This is a genomic window from Rohdeia mirabilis (assembly GCA_007750655.1).
Taxonomy (GTDB): domain Bacteria; phylum Planctomycetota; class UBA1135; order UBA1135.
In genome coordinates, this window is record CP036290.1 from 2,626,188 (window position 1) to 2,648,246 (window position 22,059).

The window sequence follows — 22,059 nt, forward strand, 5'->3', positions numbered from 1 at the left end:
CGAAGCGACCGTCGCCGTGGACCCGGCCGCCCCTCCGCGGGCGTCCGCCAACCACCCGGCCGAGCGCCGGAACGCCTGCTATGCGCAAGACACTTCTCACCTACATCAAGCCGCACGTTCAGGAAGACCCCCTCGCCATGATCCTCGGCATCGCCTACCTGGGCGGCGCCATGGAACAGCAGGGACTTCCGGTCGAGCTCGCCGACGAGCGCATCCTGAACGACTCCGAGATGAAGGAGACGATCGAGCGCAACGACGTGATCGGCTTCAGCGCGCTGACGCCGAACATCCGCCGCGCGATCGCCTGGGCGAAGTACGCGAAGGAGAAGGGCAAGATCACGGTCATGGGCGGCCCGCACGCCTCCGTCGACCAGGGCATCTTCCTGGACTCCGGCCACTTCGACTACGTCATCAAGGGCGAGGCCGAGGAAACGCTGCCCCAGTTCATCAAGGCGATCGAGGGCGGCAACGACGAGGACATCAAGGCCGTCGCCGGCGTGGCCGGCGTGCGCGAGGGCGAGATCTGGGTCGACAACCCGGCGCCGCCGCTGATCAAGAAGCTGGACGACCTGCCCCTCCCGGCGCGTCACCTGATCCCGATGGACAGCTTCTTCAAGATGAACCCGGAGCGCCTGGCGTACATCTTCACGACGCGCGGCTGCCCCTTCAAATGCATCTTCTGCCAGAAGGAGCTCACGGGTCGCGGCTTCCGCGTCCGTTCGACCGAGCTGATCGTCGACGAGCTCGAACACATCGTCAAGACGTACAACCCCGGCGTGGTGCTGTTCGTCGACGAGATCCTGACGCTCCGCAAGAAGCGCATCCACGAGATGTGCGACGAGATCCTGCGCCGCGGCCTGAAGTTCGAGTGGATCGCGAACACGCGCGCCGACTGCGTCGACTACCCGCTGCTCAAGCACATGCACCGGGCCGGTTGCCGCCGCATCTACTACGGCTGGGAGTCCGGTAGCCAGCGCATGCTCGACGTGCTCAAGAAGGACCTCACGCCGGAGTCGATCGTCGAGGCCGCCAAGATGACGCGCCGCGCGGGCATCTGGGCCAAGGTCTACCTGATCGTCGGCAGCCCGGGCGAGAGCCCCGCGGACGTCGAGGAGACCGAACGCGTGCTGCGCATGGCGTCGCCCGACCTGGTGCGCGTGTCCGTGTTCAACCCGCTGATCGGCACCGAGTCCTGGGACAACTACCAGGCCAACATCGACCTGACGGACCTGCGCGACAACTACGTGTCGTCGAACCGTTCGGCCTACGTCCACGAGCACTTCACGCAGATCGAGCTGGAGCAGATCCGCAAGGACATGGTCCGCAACTACGAGAAGTGGTACTACGCCTACCCGCAGCGCGCGCGCCGCATGGTCGAGCGGACCCTGTACTACCTCGAGAACCCGACCTTCGCGAAGAAGCGCGTCGGCCGCGCCCTCGGCCTGGTTCCGCCGCCGAGCAACAAGATCGACCACCTGCACGCGGGGTGAGCGCGCCCGTCCTTCGGGGCGTCGGTCTTCGGCGCACCGATCTTCCGCGCACGGGTCTTCGGCGCACCGATCTCTGGTGGGTCGGGGGTACGCTGACCCCATGAACGCCAGCGCCTATTCGATCCGGGCCTGTTCCTCCGCCGACCGCGAGGAACAGGCCCGGCTCTTCAACGCCAGCTTCAAGAAGGACCTGGACGCGGCCGAACTCGGCTGGCGTTACGACCAGGGGCCGCACGGCGGCTCGATCACGCTGGTGACCGACGAACTGGGTGCGGACGGGACGCGCGTTCGGGCGGTCAGCGGATACGCCTGCAATCCCAGGCGCGTGCTGCACCGCGGCGAGGAGGCGACGACCGTCGGCCAGACGGGCGACGTGATGACCCATCCGGACGCCCGCGGGAAGGGGCTCTTCTCGGACCTCGATCGCGCCTGCATGCGCGCCACGGCCGAGGCCGGCTGGACCGCCGTCTTCGGTCTCCCGAACCGCAAGAGCGCGCCACTATTCGTCGGCAAGCTGGGCTGGAACGAGATCGGCCGGATCCGGCCGCACACCTTCCTGTTCGACGGCAGTGCCCGCGCGCGGCGCATCCGCACGCGCGAAGGTCGCCTGCGCGGCCTGACCGCCCCGTTCGACGCGCGACGCTGCGCCGCCGCCCGACGTGCGCTGGCGCGGACGGGAGCCGGCGTCCAGGTGCACGTCGAACCGAGCTTCCCGCGCGTGGTGGGGGACATCTCGCGCTCCGTCGAGCGCCAGTTCGACTGGATGGTCCACCGCGACGCGGAGTACCTGGACTGGCGCTTCGCCCAGAACCCGTCCGGCCTGCACCGCATCCTGATCGCGCGGCGCGGCACCGCGGTCGAGGGCTACGCCGTCGTCCAGCGCCCGCTGCCCGATCGACCGGACACCGCCTTCCTGGTCGACATGTTGGCGCCCGACCTCGTCGTTCGCGCGGCCCTGGCGGCGGCGGCGATGGACGAGGCGGCCGCGGCCGGAGCCGTCGCGCTCGAAGCCACCGCGATCGACGACAGCTGGTGGAGTTCCGAGCTCGCCGGATACGGATTCCTGCCGCCCAAGGACGAGAACCACCTGATCGTGATCAGCTACGTCCACCGCGACGACGAACCCGTGGCCCGTGCCATGCTGGACGCGCGTTCGTGGTACCTGACCGACGGGGACCGCGACGACGCCACGATGGGCTGAATCCGCCATGTCATTGAAGCACCGCTTGAAACTCGGCCTGCGCGAGGGCTACGCACGGCTCCTGTTCCACACCGGCCTGCACCGCGTGGTGGACCGGTTGATGCCGCGCCGGATGACGATCCTCTTCGGCCACTGCGTCGAGGACGACTCCGTGAACGGCTTCCTGCCGCGCGACATGACCATGCGCGAGGAGACCCTGCGCCGCGTGTTGTCGTGGTTCGGGCGCCGCGGCTACGTCCTGACCAACGTCGGAGCGGGCATGTCGGCGCTGGACGCGGGGACGTCGGGCCCCTCGCTCGTCGCGCTGTCCATGGACGACGGCTACAAGGACAACCGCACGCGGCTGTTGCCCGTGCTGTCCGAGCTCGGCGCCTCGGCCACCGTGTTCCTCGAGTCGCGCCCGCTCGACGAACGACGCGTCAACTGGACGCACAAGCTGCACTGGATCGTGCGCGACGGAGGCGAGGAGGCCTGCGCCCGCGCCTACGTCGAGCGCTGCCGCGTCGAGGCGGACCGGCGAACGGCCCTCGCGAGTCTCGAAGGGCCGGGTGAGCGCTTGCTCTACCGCTTCAAGCGCGTGCTCAAGTACGAGGTCGACACGGGCGAACGCGACCGCGTCGTCGACGAGCTCTTCCGCGAGGCGGGCGGCGACGAACGGGCCCTGTGCGACGCGCTCTACATGGACTGGGACGACGCGCGCGCCCTGCGGGACGGCGGCGTCGAGCTGGGCGGACACACGGTCAACCACGTCATCCTGTCGCGCCTCGGGCCGGACGACGCGCGCACCGAGATCGGACACTGCCGCGACCGCATGGTGGCCGAACTGGGTCCGGCGGCGGGGCGCACCTTCGCCTACCCGTTCGGGCGCCGCTGGGACTACGACCAGAACTCGATGCAGGCCGCGCGCGACGTGGGCTTCGAGCTGGCGGTCAACACCCACGCCGGCGTCAACCGGCCCTCGGACGATCGCCTGCAGCTGCGGCGCCTGCCCGTGGACGACCGAACACCGCTGCACCTTCTGGTGGCGGAGGCCTGTGGGGGCTTCGAGCTGCTGCGCCGCGTGGGGCTCGAGCTCGGCGAGTGACGGTCGGCGCGGCGCGCGGCGTGACTCAGTAGCCGTCGTAGGTGAACGGCGACACCGAACCGTCGCCCGAGAGGAGCAGCCACCCGATCACGGCCACGGCCACCACCACCGGTACCACCACCCAGAGCCAGTTCTCGCGCCAGAAGGAGGGTCGTTCGTCGTCGTCGGTGGTCATGGTCGGCGGGTGCGGGGGCGTGCGGCTCGCGAAGCAAGTCTAGCCCGCCCTGCGCCGCGGTGGCGATCGTCCGCGCCCCGTCGGGTAGCATCGCGGCGATGGCCAAGGCACGCAGAACGCTCACCGGACGACTCCTCGCTGCCGCCGTCGGTCTCCTTCTCGCGGCCGCTCTCAGCGAAGGCCTGTGGCGTCTCGCGGAGCCGCCGCCCACGACCGCGCCGACCATCCGGGGCGCGGACGGAACGGAAGTGCCGCTGTCGCTCGTGGCCACCTACCTGGGCCGCAACGACGAGGATCGCGCACCCACGAGCCCCAGCTCGCGGTTGGCGCCGAACCTCGAGCTGCGCTTCTGCTACTCCGCCCTCGAGCGCCCGTGGCTGGACGCGGACGGCTGCGTGAGCGTGCGCACGAACTCGCTCGGTTTCCGCGACCTCGAGTTCGACGCGACGAAGCCTGCCGGACAGCGCCGCGTCCTGTGCGTGGGGGACTCCTTCACCTTCGGCAACGGCGTGCCGCTCGAGGACACCTGGGTGCAGCGCCTCGAAGGCCTGCTGGAGCAGCGCTGGGACGACGTCGAAGTCATCAACGGCGGTTTCGCGGCGGGGGACCATCGCACGGGCGGTTACGCCCCCTGGATCGCGTCCGACGGACTGGCGCTCGATCCGGACCTGGTCGTCATCGGCGTGTGTCTCAACGACCTCGGCGACGTGCCGATGGCGTTGACGCCACCGCCGCCCGAGGAGCGCTGGCTGGGCGGCATCAGTCACGTGCTCAACGCGCTCCAGGACCGTCGGCACAGACGCGAGTTCGAGGCCACGGCGCTCCCCGACGCGGGGGTCCTGCTCGACCTGGTCCCCGAACCCTGGAACGCCGCGCGCGCCGCGTTGACCACGCTGCGCGACCTGTGTGCCGAGCGCGACGTCGAGCTGCTCGTGGTGGTCTTCCCGATGTTCTTCCGACTCGAGGAGGACCGCTATCCGTTCCACGGACTCCACCGCGCGGTGACGGAGTTCTGCGGCACGGCGGGGATCGACTGCATCGACCTGTACCCGACCTTCGCCGGGCAACCGGACCGCCCGCTGTGGATCCACCCGACGGACCAACACGCGAACCCGATCGGCCAGGCGCTCATCGCCGAAGCGTTGCTCCCGCGTGTCGTGGGCGCACTCGAGCGCTGACGTCGCGGCGGGCGGCCGCGCTCAGAAGTCGCCGTACTGGAAGTCGCCGCCGCCGCCGCTCGACAGGACGAAGTAGGCGACGACCGCGAGCACCACCAGGGCCGGCAGCAGGATCCACGGCCAGTTCTCGCGCAGGAAGGACGGCTCGTCGTCGGAATCGGACATGGTCGAAGTGGCGGTTCGGCTCAGAAGAGCGTGTAGACGAAGGGCGCGACGATCGGCGAGGAAGCGGCCACGATCAACAGGCTGCCCAGGCCGATCAGAACCACCAGCGTCGGCATCAGGTACCAGTGGCCCCGCGCGGCGAAGCTCGACAGCAGTTCGCCGATCGTGCCGAAGCGGTCGCGCAGGTGGTAGGCGACGAAGGTCAGCACGGCCACCACGAGCAGCACGAGGATCAGCGTGGCGCTCGCCGGCGGCAGCAGGCCGATCGCGGCCTTGCCACCGATCGCGATCGTCATGACGACCGCAACCATGGCACCGACTCCGAGGAGGTCCGTGAGGAATGCGCCGCGCTTGGGCTGGGTCCCAAGGACGGCGGTGATGCCCGCGGTGATGGCGAGCCAGACGAGAGCGCGCCCCTTCCACGGCGAGCGGACGGGGACGGCGACGGCGCCGCGCGGCCCGCGATCACCCGTCTCCAGGCGGTCGGTCAGGTAGGCCGCCACGGCGCGCGCGACGACCTCGTTGCCGGTCGGGGTGAGGTGCCAGTCCTCGCGCCAGAACAGCCTCGACGTGGGATCCTGGGCGCGGTGGGCGCGCAGCGCGGTCGTGCCGTCGAGAGCCGCGACGCCGGCCTCGTCCGCCAGGCGCAGGAAACGTTCGATGGGGCGGTCGCAGTTCCAGTCGAGCCCGGCCAGCCCGCGCGACTCGTAGCGCACGCGCCAGTCGTCCTCGAACAGCGGCGCGGCCGGCACGGTCACCAGCAGCAGCTTCGAACCCACCGCGTCGGCAGCTGCGCGCAGGCGTTCGAGCGCCGCTCGCGTGTGCGTGTCGATCGCGGCATCCAGCTCGGGCGTGCCGGCGGTGGGCAGCAGCACGGCCAGCTCGGCATCGATCTCGCGCCCGTCCACCGTGATGCGCCGCGGCGGCGATCCACCGACAAGACCCAGCAGCGTGTGCCCGAGCGCGGTGTGCTCGAGCAGGCTCTTGGGCGCGACCCGTTCGACCGGCGGCTCGGGATCGGTCGCCGAGCGCACGGGGTCGATGCGCACCTTCGGGCGCGCACCGTCGCTCGAGTCGTAGGCCTCGCGCGTGTTCCAGTAGAGGTCGTTCTCGTAGGCGAACAGCACCACGGCGCTGGGCGCGAGCGCCTCCGCGTGGGTCTCGAACCAACGCACGGCCTGGCCGGTGTCCCAGCCCAGGACGCCGGCGTTGACGGCCGCGAGCTCGAGGCCCTCCTCGTCCCAGGCGCGCTGCAGTCGCGCAGCGATCGTGTCGTGGGTGTCGGCGGCGGTTCCGAACACGAACGAGTCCCCGAGCAGGACGACCGACGGCGCGGGCGCCTCCGGCCGGGCGCGCGGGGTGACGCGCGTGCCGAGCTCCGTCGTGGACCAGTGCGCGTCGAACTCCGCACCGTGCAGGCGTCCCGAGGCCGAGGGCCGGTTGCTCCAACCGACGACCTGGTCGTAGGCCACCGGTGCGACGGGAGGGCCGAGGCCGACGAGGCGCAGACCGCCTTCGACCACGAGCAGGATCGTGAGCAGGGCGATCGCCCAGGCCAGAAGAGTCGCGACGAAGCGCATCAGCTCACCATCTGGGCCACGGAGTCGCCGCGATGCCGCAGCTCGAAGGGCACGTCGTCGAGCAGGCGCTTGGCCGACGCTTCGACCAAGCAGTTGCCGACGGCCAGAACGTCCATGCCGGAGCGACTGAACGTGTTGAAGGCGTGGCTGGGGTGCTCGACGATCGGTTCGCCCTTCAGATTGAAGGACGTGTTCATCACGACCGGAACGCCCGTCATCTCGCCGAAGATCTCGATCAGGCGGTGGTAGTCGGGGCACGTCGCCTTGTGCACGGTCTGCAGGCGTCCGGACCCGTCGACGTGCGTGATCGCGGGCAGCACGTCGCGCTTGTCCTCGCGCACCGGACACACGTAGAGCATGAAGCGTCCGGGCAGACTCTCGCGACCGGCTTCGTAGTCGAAGAAGTCGGTGGCGCGCTCTTCCAGCACCGAGGGCGCGAAGGGGCGGAAGGCCTCGCGGAACTTGATCTTGGCGTTGAGGCGCTCCTTCATCTCCATCCGCCGCGGATCGGCCAGGATCGAGCGCGAACCGAGCGCGCGCGGCCCCCACTCGAAGCGTCCGCGGAACCAGCCGACGACCTGGCCGTCGACCAATCGCTGGGCCACCGCTTGCAGGTAGTCCTCGTCGCTGTCGAAGTGGGTGTACGGGATGCCTTCGGAGTCGAGCCAGGCGCGCACCTGTGCATCGGTGTAGCCGCTGCCGAGGTAGGCGTGGTCGAGCGCGGGCAGGCGCTCTTCGCCGAACACGTGGTGACGGGCCCACAGTGCCGCACCGAGCGACGCGCCGTCGTCACCGGGTGCCGGGTTGATGTAGACGTCGTCGAACGGTCCGTCGCGCAGGATCTTGAAGTTCGCGACCGAGTTCAGCGCGACACCGCCGGCCAGGCACAGGTACTTCGCGCCGGTCTCGCGCTTCAGGTGCGTGACCATCGCCAGCAGCACCTCTTCGGTGACGCGCTGGATGCTGGCCGCCATGTCGCAGTAGAACTCGTCGAGGTCCTTGTCGCCGCGCGCGGGATCGCGCGGCGGGCGCCCGAAGTGGTCGGCGAAGGCTTTCGTCAGCGTCTCGCGCGGGCTGCGGTGGTAGGCGAAGTAGCGCATGTCGTGCCACAGTCCGCCGTCCTCGCCGATGCGCACCAGTTGCTTGATCCGATCGGTGTAGCGCGGCACGCCGTAGGGATGCATCCCCATCAACTTGTACTCGCCCTCGTTGATCTCGAAGCCGCAGTAGGCGGTGAAGGCCGAGTACAGGAGTCCGAGCGAGTGGGGGAAGCGCATCTCGCGCGCGATCTCGATCCGCTTCCCGCGACCGACGCCGAGAGTGGCCGTGCTCCACTCACCGGCGCCGTCCACCGTCAGGATCGCAGCCTCGTCGAAGGGCGACGTGAAGAAGGCCGAGGCCGCGTGCGACATGTGGTGGTCGCTGAACAGCACCTTGTTCGCCGGCAGCTCCAGTTCGCGGCGAATGGTCGACTTGACCCACAGCTTCTCGCCCAGCCAGCGGTGCATCGCGTGGCGGAAGACGCCCGACGAGCGCGGGAACGTGGCGACGGAGGTGAGCAGGATCCGCTCGAGCTTGTGCAGCGGCTTCTCGTAGAAGACCGCGGCGTCGAGGTCGCGCTGCCGCAGTCCCGCCGTCTCGAGGGCGAAGCGCGTCGCCAGCGCGGGGAACCCGTTGTCGTGCTTGATGCGGCTGAACCGCTCCTCGGCCGACGCCGCCGCGATGCGGTCACCGGCGATCAGCGCCGCCGCCGCGTCGTGGTAGTGGAACGAGAGCCCCAGGATGTTCATGTCGGGTTCCGGGTGCTCCGTCGGACGGGATGGGGGGAGGGCGGCGGGGGGGGGGGGGACGGCGCGGACGGTGGGCCGACGCGGATCAGCTCTGCCGACGCGCCCGGCGCAGGGCCTCGACCCGGTCGAACGGCGCGGACGACGGCGTCGTGTCGAGCGATCCGGCTCCATCGCCCGTCCAGGGCTGCCAGGCGCTGTCGTCGGGGCCGCGGCGCAGACCGAGAGGGTCGCGGAACAGGCGCGCGACCAGGGCGAGGGGGCCCAGGACGAGGAAGTAGACCAGCGTGAGGACGACGCTCGCGATGGCCTCGCCGAAGCGCTCGACGAAGGCTGTGAATGAGGGGGGGAGCGACACGTCGAATGGAATGTACCCCGCTCTGGGGGTCTTTCCAACGGGTCCCGGCGAGCCTCCGGCCCAGCCCCGGACGGTCGCACGCCGTACAGTTCGCTCGAGGCCCTCGAGACGGAGGGACCACCCATGTGGATCGCCCGCTCCCGCCACCTGATCGCACCGCTCGTCCTCGTGCTGGTCGCCGCGTGCCTGTGGCGCGGAACCTGGTCCGCCGGCTGGATCTCGGAGGACGCGGCGGTGGTGCGGCACCTCGGCCAGCACGGTGGACTGGGCGACTGGTTCGACAGCCAGTACGGCATGCGCTCGATCCTCTTCTGGCGCCCGCTGGTCTCCACGACGCTGGCGTTGCAGCTCGACCTGTTCGGCCCGGACCCCACGGCGCTGCGACTGTTCAACGCGCTCTGCCACCTCGGCGGAGCGCTGGTCCTGATGCGGCTCGCGCGGGCGCTCGGTTGCGGCGCCTGGGCGAGCCTCGTCGCGGGCCTCCTGGCCCTGACCTTCCCGCACCAGGGTGGGACGGTCACGTGGATCGTGGGGCGCGTGGACGCGCTGTGCTGGCCGCTGGTGGTGGGAGCCGGACTGTGCGTGGCCCGCGGTCGCCCCAGGCTCGCGTTCCTGTGCGCCTTCGCCGCCGTCGCGACCAAGGAGATGGGGGTGGCGGCCGCCCCCCTGGCCGTGGCGATCGCGCTGTGGTCGGGCGTCGATTCCGAGCGCCTCGCGGGCCTGCGCAAGGCGGCGCTGTGGGCGGTCCTCGGCACGGTGGTGGCGCTCGTCTGGCGCGCGTTCGCACTGGGCGAGGTGATCGGCGGCTATCCCGGCGAGAAGGACTACAGCGACCCGCTCGGCAATCTGGTGGACGGCTTCCTGGTGCTCGGACCGATCGCGTTCTCGCTGCCCTTCGCGATCGGGTTGGGTCTCGGAGCGCACGTCCTGCGCGGCGGGTCGATCAAGATCGGCGCCGCCGCCTCGGCCGCCGCGCTGGTGCCGCTCATCCCGCTGCTGCGGACGGGCGTCCAGCCGGAGCACCTGCGCTGGCTGCTCGTCCCCGACGGACTGCTGTGCCTGGCCTGGGCCGGCTGCAGCGCGCGCGCCCCGTGGTTGCGTGAACCCGTGCGCGCCGTGCCGATGGGCGTGCTGCTGGCCGGTAGCCTGTTCCTGGTCGGTACGCGCTACGCGCAGGCGCGCACGAGCGTGGTGACGTGGGCCGCGGCGGCCGACCAGGTGGAAGCGTTCGTCGCTCCGCTCGCGACGCTCTCGCGGACGGGCGATCCGAACGGGATGCCGTTGCTCGCGCTCGACGTCCCCAGGCTCGACGCCACGAACACGGCCTACACGCTGCACCTCGGTCTTCCGGAGCACTTCCGTCCGCCGCTGGCGCCGCTCGGCCGGGCCATCTGGCCCTGGCGGCCGGTCTACGGCAACCTGCGACTCGACCCGCCCGGGAGCGCCGTCGACGGCGTGTTCGACCCGAGCCGGAGCCCGGGCACGCTCGTGGTCGACGGGCCCCGCGAACTCGGCATCCAAGGCATCGACACGCACGGAACGCACTGGAAGGTGGCGGGCGAAGGACTGTCGATCGTGCTCGCGACCGAACTCGGCTACGAACTGGCTCCGCTGCCGGCGCCGAGCGCGGACCCCGGGGGCTACACGCTCGAGGCGCTGCTCGGAGCGGCGGGGGCCACCGAACTGTGGCGCACGCTCGCGTTCGTCTCGGACTTCGGCTCGCGTCGTGCCCTCTTCACCTTCGTGACGCGCGACGGTCGTTCGAGCCACTGGATCGACCTGCGCTGGGACGACGCCACCGTCGCGGCCCTCGTGGACGAGCTCACGAAGGGCGCGCGTTAGGGCCCTGGGAGGAGCGCGCCCCGGACGCGTCGCCCGCGCGCTTCACTCGATCACGAGCGTGCCGCGCAACAGCTCCGAGACGGCGTTCGAGTAGTCCAGCTGGCCGTTCTCGTTCTCGTCGCGCCACACGTCGAGGTCGACCTCGGCTCCCGGCTCCAGCGTGTTGAGGTACAGCGCCAGGATCTGCGGCGAGCGGGGCACCACGACCTGGCGACCCTTCGCCTGGAAGGACTCGATCAGATCGCCCTGGCGCAGACCGAGACGTTCTGCAGGTCCGCCGGGACGGATCTCCTCGATCCAGGTGAAGTAGCGGCGGTAGCGGCGGTCGGACATGAGGCTGGTCCGCCCCTTGAAGCCGGCGCGGTCGAAGACCAGACCTTCGTCGCGCTCCCAACCTCGCAGTTCGATCACGCGGTCGCGTCCGTCGCGGCGCACGACGAAGCGCACGGGAACCTCGGGGGTCAGCTCGGCCCGCGCGAGCACGAACGCATCGGCCGACTGGAAGCGCCGCTCGCCCCATCCGGTCAAGAGGTCACCCACCTCGAAACCTCCGCGCGCCGCCGGTCCACCGGGCGTGACCGACGTGACGCGGAACGCGACCGTCTCGTCACCGTTCGCGCTCCCGCCGACGGCGACCGCGGACTTGGAGTCCACGTCGAAGCCGTACCAGGAAGCCGCGCGCGAGGGCGCCAGCAGGCTCTCCTCGATGACTTCCTGGATGCGGTCGACCGGGATGGCGAAGCCGATGTTCTCGGCCTGGCGGTTCACCACCGTGTTGATCCCGATCAACTGCCCGTAGATGTTGAGCAACGGGCCGCCCGAGTTGCCCGGATTGATCGAGGCGTCGGTCTGGATGAGGTTCGAGAAGCGCAGGCCCTGGCCCTCGATCGTGATGTCCCGGTGCAGGCCGGAGATGATCCCGCGGCTGACGGTCAGCGTCTGGCCGTAGGGATTGCCGATCGCGATCACGGGCTCGGCGACCATCAGGTCGGAACTCGTGCCGAGCGTCACGGTGGCGAAGACCGTGCCCGGCGGCGCGTCGATCTTCAGCAGCGCGAGGTCCTCCTCGGCCACCGAGTTCACGAGGCGCGCCGTGAACTCGACCGGCGGTTGGCCGGCGATCGGTTCGAGGCTGACCTTGATCGAGGTGGCGCCGTTGACCACGTGGAAGTTCGTGACGACCCACCCGTCGTCGTAGATCACCGCGCCCGATCCACCGCTCGTGGCGATGCGCGTCTGGCCGAACATGTCGACCTGCGGAACCTCGGCCTGGATCGAGACGACCGCGGGACGGACCGCGCGCGTGACGAGCACCTCGGGCGTCAGTCGCAGGGACAGGTCCTCCGAGACGTTGTTCCCCGTGGACGGCGTGAGTTGGGCGAGGAAGGCGAGAGCGAGGGCGGTGAGCATGGAACGTGTGGTTCGGGTCGATGCGGATCGCACGAGGGTACGCAGCCGCGCCCGCAGACGTTGGGTCCGCTCGTACGCGCCCGGACCCCTGCGGTCCATCGGCCGCTGGTCGCCCCGGCCCGCCGCCGCTCGACGTCGGACCCGGTGGCGAGCGCGGCCGGGCGGACGCTCGACGTTCGCTCCCGGGCTGCTCACGGACGCAGCGGTCCACGCGCCCGCTCCGCGGTCCATCGGATCCGTGCTGCCTCGGATCTGTTTCGCCTCGGATCCGTGTCCCCTCGGATCCGTGTCCCCTCGAATCCGTGTCGCCTGAGTTTCGCGGCACCGATCCGCGGCCGAACACCGAGGGCGGACGAAGTGCGCGGCTGCGGGCCTCACGCGGCCAACGCGTCGGGAGCTCGCCGCTCCACCGAGACCTGCCCGTGCCGATCCGCGCTCCACCAAGACTGTGGGGCACCTCGACCGGGCCGCGCCGCCGAGGACCGGGCCGCGCCGCCGAGGACCGGGCCGCGCCGCCGAGCCGTGCAACCAAGAAGTGCCGCTCACCCGCGACCGCCACCCACAACCGCGAGCCGGGCCGGGTCGGGTGGTGGGCCATAGTGGATTCGAACCACTGACCTCCACGATGTCAACGTGGCGCTCTAACCAACTGAGCTAATGGCCCCGAACCTCCGCGAGCCACCGAGGTGGTCATGAAGGAGGCGCGCAAGCTAGTGCTCCGGGACCCGCCGCTCAAGGCTTTTTCGGGCGCCGGTGCTGAGTACACTCCCGCGCCCCGTTCCCGGCTCGAGGCGCTGCGCGCGACGCACGCCTCGGAGTCGATCCCACGGCCCGCCGCGGCCGACCCAGAAACCCTCGTTCCGAGCCCACCGTGAAGATCGGCGTCCCCACCGAGATCAAGCCCCAGGAGAACCGCGTCGCCCTCACCCCGGCCGGTGCCGACGATCTGACCCGCAAGGGCCACGACGTTCTGGTCCAAGCCGGCGCGGGCATCGGCAGCGGGTACGCCGACGACCTCTACGAGGTGGCCGGCGCGACGATCCTGCCCGACGCCGACGCGGTCTTCGCCGCGGCCGACATGATCGTGAAGGTCAAGGAGCCCCTGGCCGAGGAGTGGCCGCGCCTGCGCGAAGGTCAGATCCTGTTCACGTACCTGCACCTGGCGGCGGCACGCGAGCTGACCGAAGCCCTGTGCGCGACCGGCGCCCACTGCTTCGCCTACGAGACCCTCGAGGTCGGACGCCAACTGCCGCTCCTCACGCCGATGAGCGAAGTGGCCGGGCGCATGTCGATCCAGGCCGGCGCGACCTTCCTGCAGCGCCCCAACGGTGGACTCGGCGTCCTCCTCGGCGGCGTTCCCGGCGTGAAGCGCGGACGCGTGACCGTCCTCGGCGGCGGCGTGGTCGGCATCAACGCGGCCCGCATGGCCTGCGGCCTCGGCGCCGACGTCACGATCATGGACGTCTCGCTCGAGCGCATGCGCTACCTGGACGAGGTGATGCCGCGCAACTGCCGCACGCTCTACTCCTCGCCCTTCGCGATCCGCGAGCAACTGCCCGAGACCGATCTTCTGATCGGTGCCGTGCTGATCCCGGGTGCCGCGGCGCCCAAGCTGGTGACGCGCGAGGATCTGGATCTCATGCGCGACGGTTCCGTCATCGTCGACGTGGCCGTCGACCAGGGCGGTTGCGTCGAGACCTGCCGCCCGACGACCCACGCGAACCCCGTGTTCACCGAGAGCGGCGTCATCCACTACTGCGTGGCCAACATGCCCGGCGCGGTGCCGCACACGTCGACCGCGGCGCTCACCAACGCCACGCTGCGCTGGATCGGTGAACTCGCCCGCCTGGGCGTCGAGGGCTCGGTGGAAGCCGCCAACCCGCTCGCCGGCGCCGCGAACGTGATCGGCGGACAGGTCACCTGCGGCGCCGTGGCCGAGGCCTTCGAAATGCCCTTCCTCGCTCCGGACGAAGCGCTCGCCCGGACGAAGTAGGGCGGATGTCCCGCGTGGCCGAGATGCTCCTCGAGCCGTCCGTTCTCGATGCGATCGCCCAGGCGGACGGATCGGGAGCGTCGGCCTGGTTCGGGGTGGGGCTCCTCGCCGCCGTGCAGGGGTTGACGGAGTTCCTCCCGGTCAGTTCCTCGGGGCACCTCTCGTTGGTCAGCGCGTTGCTCGAGCGCTCGGGCAACGCGGTCCCCGAAGCGGGTCTCGCGCTGAACGTCGTGCTGCACGTGGGCACGCTCGTCGCCGTCGCCGCCATCTACGGCCGCGACCTCGTCGGGCTGTTGCTCGACGCGCTGAAGGGGCGGCCGCGCCTGTTGGCGTTGGTCCTGCTCGGGAGCCTGCCGGCGGGTGTGGTCGGCATCGGTGCGAAGAGTGCCCTCGAAGAGGTCAGCACGGATCCGACCGTCTCGGCGGTGTGCCTGCTCGTGACCGCGGTGCTGCTGCTTTTGGGTGAGCGCAGCCGCCGCCGAATCGCAACCAGTGCGGCAACGGCGCCGCCCGGCACCAGCGGCCGGACCGTCGGCGCCGTCGACGCGCTCCTGATCGGGTGCGCACAGGCGCTGGCCATCCTTCCGGGCATCTCCCGTTCGGGTGCGACCATCGCGACCGGGCTCCTGCGCGGACTCGACGCGCGCGAGTCGGCGCGCTTCTCGTTCCTGCTGGGCTTCGTCGCCATCGCGGGCGCGGCCGTGCTCGAGGTGCCGGACGCGCTCGGCGACGCCGACGCGAACATCGGTCGCCTCTTCTTCGGTCTCGTGCTGTCGGCGGTGGTGGGAGTCCTCGCCCTCAGACTGCTGCTCGTGGCGCTCGCCAAGGGAGCGTTCGTCTGGTTCGCGCTCTACTGTGCGAGCGTGGGAGTCGCCTGGCTCCTGTTCTTCGACGCCGGACCGAGCACATGACCAACAGCGCCGAGAGTGCCCGCCGCAGTGCACTGATCACCGGGATCACGGGTCAGGACGGCAGCTACCTGGCCGAACTCCTGCTCGCGAAGGGCTATCGCGTCGTGGGTCTGGTCCGTCGCTCGAGCACCGATCGCAGTGAACGGATCGCGCACCTCGTGGACCGCATCGAGCTCGTCCAGGGCGACCTGCTCGACTCGTCCTCGCTGGTCGGCGCGCTGCAGCACGCGCAGCCGGACGAGATCTACAACCTGGCCGCCCAGTCGTTCGTCCCGACCTCGTGGTCCCAACCCGTCCTGACGGCCGAGTTCACCGCCGTCGGCGTCACGCGACTGCTCGAGGCCGTGCGCCAGGTCTGTCCGCGGGCGCGCTTCTACCAGGCCTCGAGCTCCGAGATGTTCGGCCTCGTGCGCGAGTCCCCGCAGACCGAGACGACGCCGTTCCACCCGCGCAGTCCGTACGGCGTGGCGAAGGTCTACGGCCACTACGCGACGGTGAACTACCGCGAGTCCTACGACCTGTTCGCGGTCAGCGGCATCCTGTTCAACCACGAGTCGCCGCGGCGTGGAGCCGAGTTCGTCACGCGCAAGATCTCGCTCGGCGTGGCGGCGATCGCGACCGGGCGCACCGACGAACTGCGCCTCGGCAACCTCGAGGCGCGACGCGACTGGGGCTTCGCGGGCGACTACGTGCGCGCGATGTGGAGCATGCTCCAGGCGGACCAGCCCCGCGACTACGTCATCGCCACCGGCCAGACCCATTCCGTGCGCGAGTTCTGCGAGGTCGCCTTCGCGCGCGCCGGGCTCGACTGGCGGCAGCACGTCCTACTCGACGAGGCCTTCCTCCGGCCGGCCGAGGTCGAGTTCCTGTGCGGCGATGCCAGCCGCGCCAGGCGTGAGCTCGCGTGGCGTCCCGAAGTCGACTTCGTCGGCCTCGTGCACCGCATGGTCGACGCGGATCTCGCCGCGGCGCGGGCCGTCGGTGTCGCGCGAGGGGAGTAGAGCGCGGTGGCGCGTTCGATCGACCTCGTCACCGGCGCCGGTGGGTTCGCCGGCCGCGCGCTGGTCGCCCACCTCGTCGCGCAGGGGCGTCGGGTCGTGGCCTGGCGGCGTGAAGCTGTCGGTGTCGCGCTCGCCGGCGTCGAGCGCACGGTCGACTTCGACCTGACCGACTCCGACCGCGTGCGCGCCGAGTGGGGCGCGTGTGGAGCGCAGCGCGTGTTCCACCTGGCGGCCGTCGCCGAGCCCCGCGCCGCTCGCGCCGATCCCGAGCGCACGCGCGCCGTCAACGTCGACGCCACCCGGGTGCTGCTCGAAGCGGTGGGGCATGCGGCGCGCGTCCTGTACGTCAGTAGCGCCGCGGTGTACGCCCCCAAGGCGGGTCGACTCGACGAGGACGATCCCACCGGTCCCGTCGACGTCTACGGCGCCAGCAAGCTCGAGGCCGAAGCCAGCGTGCTCGCGGCGGCGGCCACCGGATGCGACGTGCGCACCGTCCGGCCGTTCAACCACAGTGGCCCAGGCCAGTCCACGGCCTACGCGCTCCCGGCGTTCGCCGCGCGCCTGGGCGAAGTCGCCCGCGGCGAGCGCGAACGGATCGAGGTCGGTGCACTCGACGCCGTGCGCGACTACCTGCACGTGGACGACGTGGTGCGCGCCTACGACCACGTTCTCGATCGGACCGATCCCGGTTCGATCACGAACGTCTGCAGCGGCACCGGCACGACCATGCGCGCGTTGTTCGAGGACCTCGCGCGGCGCATCTGCGGCCCGCGCGCGGACGCCGTCGTTCAGCGCGCGCTGGCGGACGCGGAACTCGACTCGCCGACCGCGTCGTCGTCGGTCGGGAACCCGTACAGGCTCGCGACCCTCGACTTCGTCCCGCTCCTCGGGCTGGACGAACTCCTGGGCGGGCTGGCGGCGGCCGTTCCGCGATAGCGGTTCACCCAGTTCATCAGCACGTCGCCCGGGCAGGCCGTGTTCTTGAACTCGCGGTGGCCGTACACGCTGCCGCGACCGATGCCGTAGCGGGTGCGGAACGAGTCCAGCGTGGCGGACAACGTGTTCAGCGCCGCCTGCGACGGAGCCACGCTCTCGAAGTTGCCGAACAGGCTGATGCCGATGTTGTCGACGTTGTTGTTGACCGTTCCGCTGCGACCGGCGTGGGCGCCGATCCAGGTCAGACTGCGCCCTTCCCACAGGCGACCGTCCATGTCGATCAGGAACTCGTAGCCGATGTCGGCCCAGTTGTTGGTCGTCATGTGGGCCCGTTGCACGCGGCGCAGGTAGGCGGCGTTGGCGGCCTCGCCCGCGCCCGGCGGCGGTGCCGGAACGCCCTCCATGTTCGTGTGGTGAACGGTCAGACGCCGCCACGCACCCGAGGCGCGCGCCATGTCGGACTCGTCCGCCCGCTCGGCGCGCCAGACGCTGCGCGGAATGGCTCCGCTCGGGACGTTGGCGGGAAGCGGTCGAGCGGTCGCCACCGAATCCAGGCGCTCGGCTCGCAACAGTCCCGCGTCGGCGCGGCGGCGCTGGCTGTCGTTCGCGGCGGAGGAGCGCTGCACGCGACGGAACCCGTCGAGTGCGGAGTCCACGCGCGCCGCCACGTGAGCGTTCGGATTGCGTGCGCGATCCTCGAGGGCGAAGTCGAGGCGACCTTCGGCCAGAAGGAGTTCGGCTTCGAGCCGCTGGGTGGGATCGGCCCGCACCCCGGCGGTGTCGAGCCAGCGCTCGATCGCATCGAGGCGCGACCACGACGGCTCCATGTTCACCCAGTCGGGCTGGCCGAGGGGCGCTGGAGGCCCGCCGATGCACGCGGTCAGGGTGCCCACGAGGAACAGCCCCAGGACCTGGGTCAGAAAGGTGCTCGCGCGCCGGGAGCCGACCCGGAACACAGGCGAGAAGCGGGCGCGGTACGGCTTAGGATGGTGTTTCATGGCCCCGGACGCGGGCCCGGAGCAGCTGGGCCCGGGCGAGTAGCTGGTCGGTGTGCACCCCCTCGTGCGTCCGATCCACCCGTGGGGATACAGGATCGCGGTCGGCCTTAGCAAACCTCGTCGAACATGCTGTGGATCAGTCGGGAACGGTCGGAGCACGACGTCGGGTGTGGAGCGGGCGGTCGGCGGGGTACGGGCAGCCGTGCGGCCCTCGGTAGCGTCCTCGGCGGACTGCTCCTCTCGAGCGCGGCGGTCGGCGCCACCGCGGTGGCCTCGACCGTCCCGAGCGGCTCGCCGACGTCGACCGAGCGGGGCCTGGAGGCACGGCAGGACGACTTCGACGACCTCGAAGCCCTGCTCGCGGAGGAGCGCGCCGCCGCCGACGACCTGCGCCGGCGGGGGCGCTGGAGCGAGGCCGAGACGGCGCTCCGGGTCCTGATCGACGACGCGCGCGAGGAGGGCGAGGACGATTGGCGCAGCCGCGCGGTCCTGGCCCGGCTCGACCTGGACCGCGGGGAGCAGGAGGCGGCGCTCGCCGGCGCGCTCGCGGTGCTCGAGGGGGCGCCTGACGATCTCGCTCGGAAGGCCGGCGGTCCCGACCCGGAACTCACGCGGGCCGCGACGGTGCGACTCGAAGCGCTCTTCGAACTGGGGCGTACGGACGAGCTGGCGACGGAGCTCGCGCGCATCACCGAGCTCGGCTTCGAACCCGGCCGCTCGGCGCAGGTCGACCGCGCGGCCGGCGCGCTCATGATCGAAGCCGGCGAACGCGCGGCGGGTGAAGCGCGGCTGGCGTCCGCGGTGCGCGCGGCGTCGAGCGCGGGGACCGGCTGGCTCGACCTCGTCGCGGGTGGACGGGCGGCGCGCGCGTCGGGCGAACTCTCCACGGCCGCCGATCTGTTCGTACGCGCGTCGCGCGACGCCGGGCGCGAACCGCAGATCCTGACCGAACTGGCGGACCTGTACCTCGAGGCCGACGGCGAAGTGGCTTCCGAGGCCGCCGCCGCGCGCAACCCGGGACCGCTCCTGCGCGAGGCCCGGCAGCGCAATCCGAACAGCGAACGCACGCTGCTGTCGCTGATCGAGCTCTACCGCTTGAACTGGCGCCGTTCGCTGCTCGAGTCGGACGACCTCGTCCGGGAACTGCTCGACGTGCGTCCGCGGTCGATCGACGGGCTGCTCGCGGCGGCCCAGGGCGAACTGTTGCTCGGCAACCTGGCCGAGGCGCGCGAACACGTGGCGCGCGCGGCCGAGCTCGCGCCCGAGCGCCGCGCCGTGCGCGCGTTCCAGGCCAGCCTCGCCGCGGTCGGTGGCGATCCCGCGGCCGCACGTCCGCTGCTCGACGAACTCGCCGCGCAGGACCCGAGCGACTCGGGACCGGAACGGCAGGTCGGGACGCACCTCGTGGACCTGTACCGCTTCACGGAGGGTCGCAGTCTGTTGGAAGCGGCCGTGGAGCGCGATCCCGACGACTACCGTGCTTGGACCGCCCTCGGGCGCGCGCGCGCGAACACCGGCGACGTCGAGGGCGGGCGCGCCGCGCTCGAGCGGGCCGAAAGCACCGCCGCGCTGCGCCAGGATGCGGTGCGTTCGAACCTGAGCCGCGTGCTCGCCATCGTCGACGAGCAGTTCGTCGAGTACACCGACGGCGAGCTCACGTTCGCCTGGCGTGAGCGGGGCGCGGACGTGCTCGAGCTGTACCTGGTCCCGTTCTACGCCGCCGCCCGCGTGGAGCTGTCCGAACGCTACGGCTACTCGACCGGGCCGGTGCGGATCGAGGTCTTCGACCGCCACGCGGACTTCTCGGTGCGCTCGACCGGTTTCGAGGGCTTCCCGGCACTCGGCGTGTGCTTCGGCCCCGTGGTGACCGCGGTCTCGCCGCTGTCGAGCCTCAAGGGTCAGTTCTCCTGGGCGCGCACGGGGTACCACGAGTTCACGCACGTCGTGCACCTCGGCCTGTCGCACAACAAGTGTCCGCGCTGGGTGACCGAAGGCCTCGCCACGTGGGAGGAGGTGCGCAAGAACCCCAGCTGGACGCGCAACATGCGCCAGGACCTCGTCGACGCGCGGGCGAACGGCACGATCTTCCCGGTGCGCGAGCTCAACGCCGCCTTCCGCGGGCCGCGGGTCATCTTCGGCTACTACCAGGGCGGGCTCCTGTGCGACATGTTGATCGCGCGCTACGGCTTCGGTTCGATGCTCGAGCTGCTCGCGCGCTTCGACGAGGGGGCCGATCTCGACACCGCCCTCGTGGGGGTGTTCGAGCGCACGCCGGAGCAACTCGACGTGGAGTTCGCGGAGTACGTGGACGAACACCTCGCCGAGGTTCGACTGGAACCCACCTGGGACATCGCGCGCCTCGCCAGTCGTTGGCTGACGCTGCCGCGCACGGCGCCGACCGAAGCACGCGAGCGCGAGGTCTGGGAGCAGCGCTGGCTCGATCTCGGCTTCGCCGCTTGGCAAGCGGACCGCCGCGCGGACGCGGAGGAGGCCCTGCGCGTGATCGGAGCGCTCGCGGACCAGGGCTCCGTACCGCCGCGCGCACTGTTCCTGCGCTCGCAGCTGGCGCTCGGCGACGGCGACATGAAGCGCGGAACAGCCTTGCTCGAACGCTTCGTCGAAGCGGGCGGTGAGGACTTCCGCGCGCGCCTGGCCCTGGCGGAGCTGTCGCGGGCGGCGGGCAAGCTCGAGGACACGGAGCGGCACCTGCTGGCCGCCGAGGCCGCGTTCCCCGGACATCCGGACGCGGCGCTCGCGGCCGAGTTGGCGCTCGGTCGCCTGCTGGAGGAACTCGGTCGACTCGACGACGCGATGGCGGCCCGCGCGCGCTGGACGCGCTACAACGCCGACGACCTGCCGGTGCGCATGGACCTGGCCCGCTGGCACGCGAGCAAGGATCGCCACGCGGAGGCCGCGCGCCTGTACGAAGAGGCGAACGACATCGATCCGTTCCTGCGCATCCTGCACCTCGAGTGGGGGCGCAGTCTCGAACGGACCGGGCGCTACGCCGAAGCCCTGCGCGAGGTCGAGGCCTGGGAGCGCGTCCTGCGGTTCGAACGCTCGAACCCGCCGGCCGCAGGCGCACCCGCCGGCGTCGAGCTCGAGAAGTTCGAAGAGGCCGAGGTCGAGGTGCTGCGCGCCCGCGCGCTGTTCGGACTCGGACGCGAGGTCGAAGCACGCGAGGCCACGGCGCGCGCCGTCGAACTCGCGCCCGACGCCCTGCGCGTGCGACGCCTCGTCGAGGAGTTCGGCGCATGAGCACGGACGCAACTTCGACGGTGCCCGAGACGGGGCGCGGGCTCTTCGTGGTCCTCGACGGCGTCGACGGCTGCGGCAAGTCGACCCAGGCCGAGCGTCTGGCGCGCGTTCTCGAGGAGGAGGGCCCGGGCGGCTGTGTGCACGTGCGCGAACCGGGGACCACGGCGCTCGGCGAAGCGTTGCGAGCGCTGCTGCTGGACGGCCGCGAGGACCTCGACGCGGGGACCGAGGCGCTCCTGTTCGCCGCTGCACGACGGCACCTGCTCGTGTCCGAGATCGAGCCGGCCCTGGCCGCGGGGAAGGACGTGGTGTGCGAGCGCTTCCACGCCTCGACCTACGCCTACCAGGGCGTGGCCGGAGGACTCGGCGCGGCGACCGTCCTCGACCTTCTGGGCACGTTCGCCGACCGACCGGCGCCGGACCTCGAACTCGTGCTCGACCTCGACCCGGCCTCCGCCGGCGAGCGCCGCGGCGCCGACAGCGACAGGATCGAGGCCAAGGGGCTCGACTTCCAACGGCGCGTCGCCGCCGCCTATCGCGAGTACACGGCGGAACCCGGCCGCACACGCGCCCACAGCATCGACGCCCGCGGCAGCGAGGACGAGGTCCACGCGCGCGTGCTCGCCGCCGTGCACGCCGTGCGGGGCGGCGCACGCAGCGGTACGGCCAGCCGGAACAGCGAGGACTGAACC

17 protein-coding genes, 1 tRNA gene and 1 pseudogene are annotated in these 22,059 nt (G+C 71.2%); 11 read left to right on the forward strand and 8 right to left on the reverse strand.

Annotated elements, in window-relative coordinates:
* Nucleotides 1-80: 80 nt before the first annotated feature.
* From Pla163_RS09785 to Pla163_RS09795, 3 genes are all read left to right on the forward strand, one after another.
* Nucleotides 81-1,490: a B12-binding domain-containing radical SAM protein gene (locus tag Pla163_RS09785; RefSeq protein WP_145187220.1), complete on the forward strand. Its 1,410-nt coding sequence runs from the start codon at nt 81-83 to the stop codon at nt 1,488-1,490.
* Between the two features lie 100 nt (nt 1,491-1,590).
* Nucleotides 1,591-2,691, forward strand: a complete 1,101-nt coding sequence (locus tag Pla163_RS09790) for a GNAT family N-acetyltransferase (protein ID WP_145187223.1) — start codon at nt 1,591-1,593, stop codon at nt 2,689-2,691.
* A gap of 7 nt (nt 2,692-2,698) precedes the next feature.
* The gene (locus tag Pla163_RS09795) at nt 2,699-3,775 is read left to right on the forward strand and encodes a polysaccharide deacetylase family protein (protein WP_145187226.1); all 1,077 of its coding nucleotides are present in this window, start codon (nt 2,699-2,701) and stop codon (nt 3,773-3,775) included.
* A gap of 25 nt (nt 3,776-3,800) precedes the next feature.
* On the opposite strand, the gene Pla163_RS18970 is transcribed toward Pla163_RS09795, so the two are convergent.
* Nucleotides 3,801-3,950: a hypothetical protein gene (locus Pla163_RS18970; RefSeq protein ID WP_419185766.1), complete on the reverse strand. Its 150-nt coding sequence runs from the start codon at nt 3,948-3,950 to the stop codon at nt 3,801-3,803.
* 98 nt (nt 3,951-4,048) lie between these two features.
* Between Pla163_RS18970 and Pla163_RS09800 the strand changes: the two genes are divergently transcribed.
* Nucleotides 4,049-5,128, forward strand: coding sequence for an SGNH/GDSL hydrolase family protein (locus Pla163_RS09800; RefSeq protein ID WP_145187229.1), 1,080 nt, complete (start codon nt 4,049-4,051; stop codon nt 5,126-5,128).
* Between the two features lie 21 nt (nt 5,129-5,149).
* Here Pla163_RS09800 and Pla163_RS18975 read toward each other — a convergent pair whose 3' ends face one another.
* The 4 genes from Pla163_RS18975 to Pla163_RS09815 form a co-directional block, all read right to left on the reverse strand.
* The gene (locus tag Pla163_RS18975; protein ID WP_419185768.1) at nt 5,150-5,293 is read right to left on the reverse strand and encodes a hypothetical protein; all 144 of its coding nucleotides are present in this window, start codon (nt 5,291-5,293) and stop codon (nt 5,150-5,152) included.
* A 20-nt stretch (nt 5,294-5,313) separates the two neighbouring features.
* Nucleotides 5,314-6,873: a DUF5989 family protein gene (locus Pla163_RS09805; RefSeq protein ID WP_145192467.1), complete on the reverse strand. Its 1,560-nt coding sequence runs from the start codon at nt 6,871-6,873 to the stop codon at nt 5,314-5,316.
* A complete protein-coding gene (locus Pla163_RS09810; RefSeq protein WP_145187232.1) occupies nt 6,873-8,663 on the reverse strand; it encodes a carbamoyltransferase family protein in 1,791 nt (596 codons plus the stop codon). Before Pla163_RS09810 ends, Pla163_RS09805 begins: the two co-directional genes overlap by 1 nt.
* 85 nt (nt 8,664-8,748) lie before the next feature.
* On the reverse strand, nt 8,749-9,018 hold the full coding sequence (locus Pla163_RS09815) for a hypothetical protein (protein WP_145187235.1): 270 nt from the start codon (nt 9,016-9,018) through the stop codon (nt 8,749-8,751).
* Between the two features lie 123 nt (nt 9,019-9,141).
* Between Pla163_RS09815 and Pla163_RS09820 the strand changes: the two genes are divergently transcribed.
* Complete coding sequence (locus Pla163_RS09820) at nt 9,142-10,860, forward strand: glycosyltransferase family 39 protein (protein WP_145187239.1); 1,719 nt, start codon at nt 9,142-9,144, stop codon at nt 10,858-10,860.
* A 42-nt stretch (nt 10,861-10,902) separates the two neighbouring features.
* Here Pla163_RS09820 and Pla163_RS09825 read toward each other — a convergent pair whose 3' ends face one another.
* A complete protein-coding gene (locus Pla163_RS09825) occupies nt 10,903-12,270 on the reverse strand; it encodes a trypsin-like peptidase domain-containing protein (protein WP_419185769.1) in 1,368 nt (455 codons plus the stop codon).
* A gap of 587 nt (nt 12,271-12,857) precedes the next feature.
* Nucleotides 12,858-12,934: transfer RNA gene (locus tag Pla163_RS09830), tRNA-Val, on the reverse strand.
* A 207-nt stretch (nt 12,935-13,141) separates the two neighbouring features.
* Between Pla163_RS09830 and ald the strand changes: the two genes are divergently transcribed.
* The 4 genes from ald to Pla163_RS09850 are packed head-to-tail and all read left to right on the forward strand — an operon-like array spanning nt 13,142 to nt 17,111.
* Entirely contained in the window at nt 13,142-14,263 is a 1,122-nt protein-coding gene (ald, locus tag Pla163_RS09835; protein ID WP_145187245.1) for an alanine dehydrogenase, read from the forward strand.
* 5 nt (nt 14,264-14,268) lie between these two features.
* The gene (locus Pla163_RS09840) at nt 14,269-15,174 is read left to right on the forward strand and encodes an undecaprenyl-diphosphate phosphatase (RefSeq protein ID WP_145187248.1); all 906 of its coding nucleotides are present in this window, start codon (nt 14,269-14,271) and stop codon (nt 15,172-15,174) included.
* A complete protein-coding gene (gene gmd / locus Pla163_RS09845) occupies nt 15,171-16,175 on the forward strand; it encodes a GDP-mannose 4,6-dehydratase (RefSeq protein ID WP_145187251.1) in 1,005 nt (334 codons plus the stop codon). The genes Pla163_RS09840 and gmd overlap by 4 nt, the downstream gene beginning before the upstream one ends.
* Before the next feature lie 6 nt (nt 16,176-16,181).
* Nucleotides 16,182-17,111: an NAD-dependent epimerase/dehydratase family protein gene (locus tag Pla163_RS09850; RefSeq protein ID WP_145187254.1), complete on the forward strand. Its 930-nt coding sequence runs from the start codon at nt 16,182-16,184 to the stop codon at nt 17,109-17,111.
* 35 nt (nt 17,112-17,146) lie between these two features.
* Here Pla163_RS09850 and Pla163_RS09855 read toward each other — a convergent pair.
* A pseudogene (locus tag Pla163_RS09855) lies at nt 17,147-18,109 on the reverse strand (peptidoglycan recognition protein family protein); the annotation flags it as partial.
* Nucleotides 18,110-18,235: 126 nt separating this feature from the next.
* Between Pla163_RS09855 and Pla163_RS09860 the strand changes: the two are divergent.
* Nucleotides 18,236-21,367 carry a tetratricopeptide repeat protein gene (locus Pla163_RS09860; RefSeq protein WP_145187260.1) on the forward strand — a complete coding sequence of 1,044 codons (3,132 nt, stop codon included), beginning with the start codon at nt 18,236-18,238 and terminating at the stop codon, nt 21,365-21,367.
* A complete protein-coding gene (gene tmk / locus Pla163_RS09865; protein WP_145187264.1) occupies nt 21,364-22,056 on the forward strand; it encodes a dTMP kinase in 693 nt (230 codons plus the stop codon). Before Pla163_RS09860 ends, tmk begins: the two co-directional genes overlap by 4 nt.
* Nucleotides 22,057-22,059 lie beyond the last annotated feature (3 nt).

What these genes read in the sequence shown, in the direction of transcription:
- Pla163_RS09785 (WP_145187220.1), top strand. Translation starts at nt 81, where the DNA reads ATGCGCAAGACACTTCTCACCTACATCAAGCCGCACGTTCAGGAAGAC.
- Pla163_RS09790 (WP_145187223.1), top strand. Translation starts at nt 1,591, where the DNA reads ATGAACGCCAGCGCCTATTCGATCCGGGCCTGTTCCTCCGCCGACCGC.
- Pla163_RS09795 (WP_145187226.1), top strand. Translation starts at nt 2,699, where the DNA reads ATGTCATTGAAGCACCGCTTGAAACTCGGCCTGCGCGAGGGCTACGCA.
- Pla163_RS18970 (WP_419185766.1), bottom strand. Translation starts at nt 3,950, where the DNA reads ATGACCACCGACGACGACGAACGACCCTCCTTCTGGCGCGAGAACTGG.
- Pla163_RS09800 (WP_145187229.1), top strand. Translation starts at nt 4,049, where the DNA reads ATGGCCAAGGCACGCAGAACGCTCACCGGACGACTCCTCGCTGCCGCC.
- Pla163_RS18975 (WP_419185768.1), bottom strand. Translation starts at nt 5,293, where the DNA reads ATGTCCGATTCCGACGACGAGCCGTCCTTCCTGCGCGAGAACTGGCCG.
- Pla163_RS09805 (WP_145192467.1), bottom strand. Translation starts at nt 6,873, where the DNA reads ATGCGCTTCGTCGCGACTCTTCTGGCCTGGGCGATCGCCCTGCTCACG.
- Pla163_RS09810 (WP_145187232.1), bottom strand. Translation starts at nt 8,663, where the DNA reads ATGAACATCCTGGGGCTCTCGTTCCACTACCACGACGCGGCGGCGGCG.
- Pla163_RS09820 (WP_145187239.1), top strand. Translation starts at nt 9,142, where the DNA reads ATGTGGATCGCCCGCTCCCGCCACCTGATCGCACCGCTCGTCCTCGTG.
- Pla163_RS09825 (WP_419185769.1), bottom strand. Translation starts at nt 12,270, where the DNA reads ATGCTCACCGCCCTCGCTCTCGCCTTCCTCGCCCAACTCACGCCGTCC.
- Pla163_RS09840 (WP_145187248.1), top strand. Translation starts at nt 14,269, where the DNA reads ATGTCCCGCGTGGCCGAGATGCTCCTCGAGCCGTCCGTTCTCGATGCG.
- gmd (WP_145187251.1), top strand. Translation starts at nt 15,171, where the DNA reads ATGACCAACAGCGCCGAGAGTGCCCGCCGCAGTGCACTGATCACCGGG.
- Pla163_RS09860 (WP_145187260.1), top strand. Translation starts at nt 18,236, where the DNA reads ATGCTGTGGATCAGTCGGGAACGGTCGGAGCACGACGTCGGGTGTGGA.
- tmk (WP_145187264.1), top strand. Translation starts at nt 21,364, where the DNA reads ATGAGCACGGACGCAACTTCGACGGTGCCCGAGACGGGGCGCGGGCTC.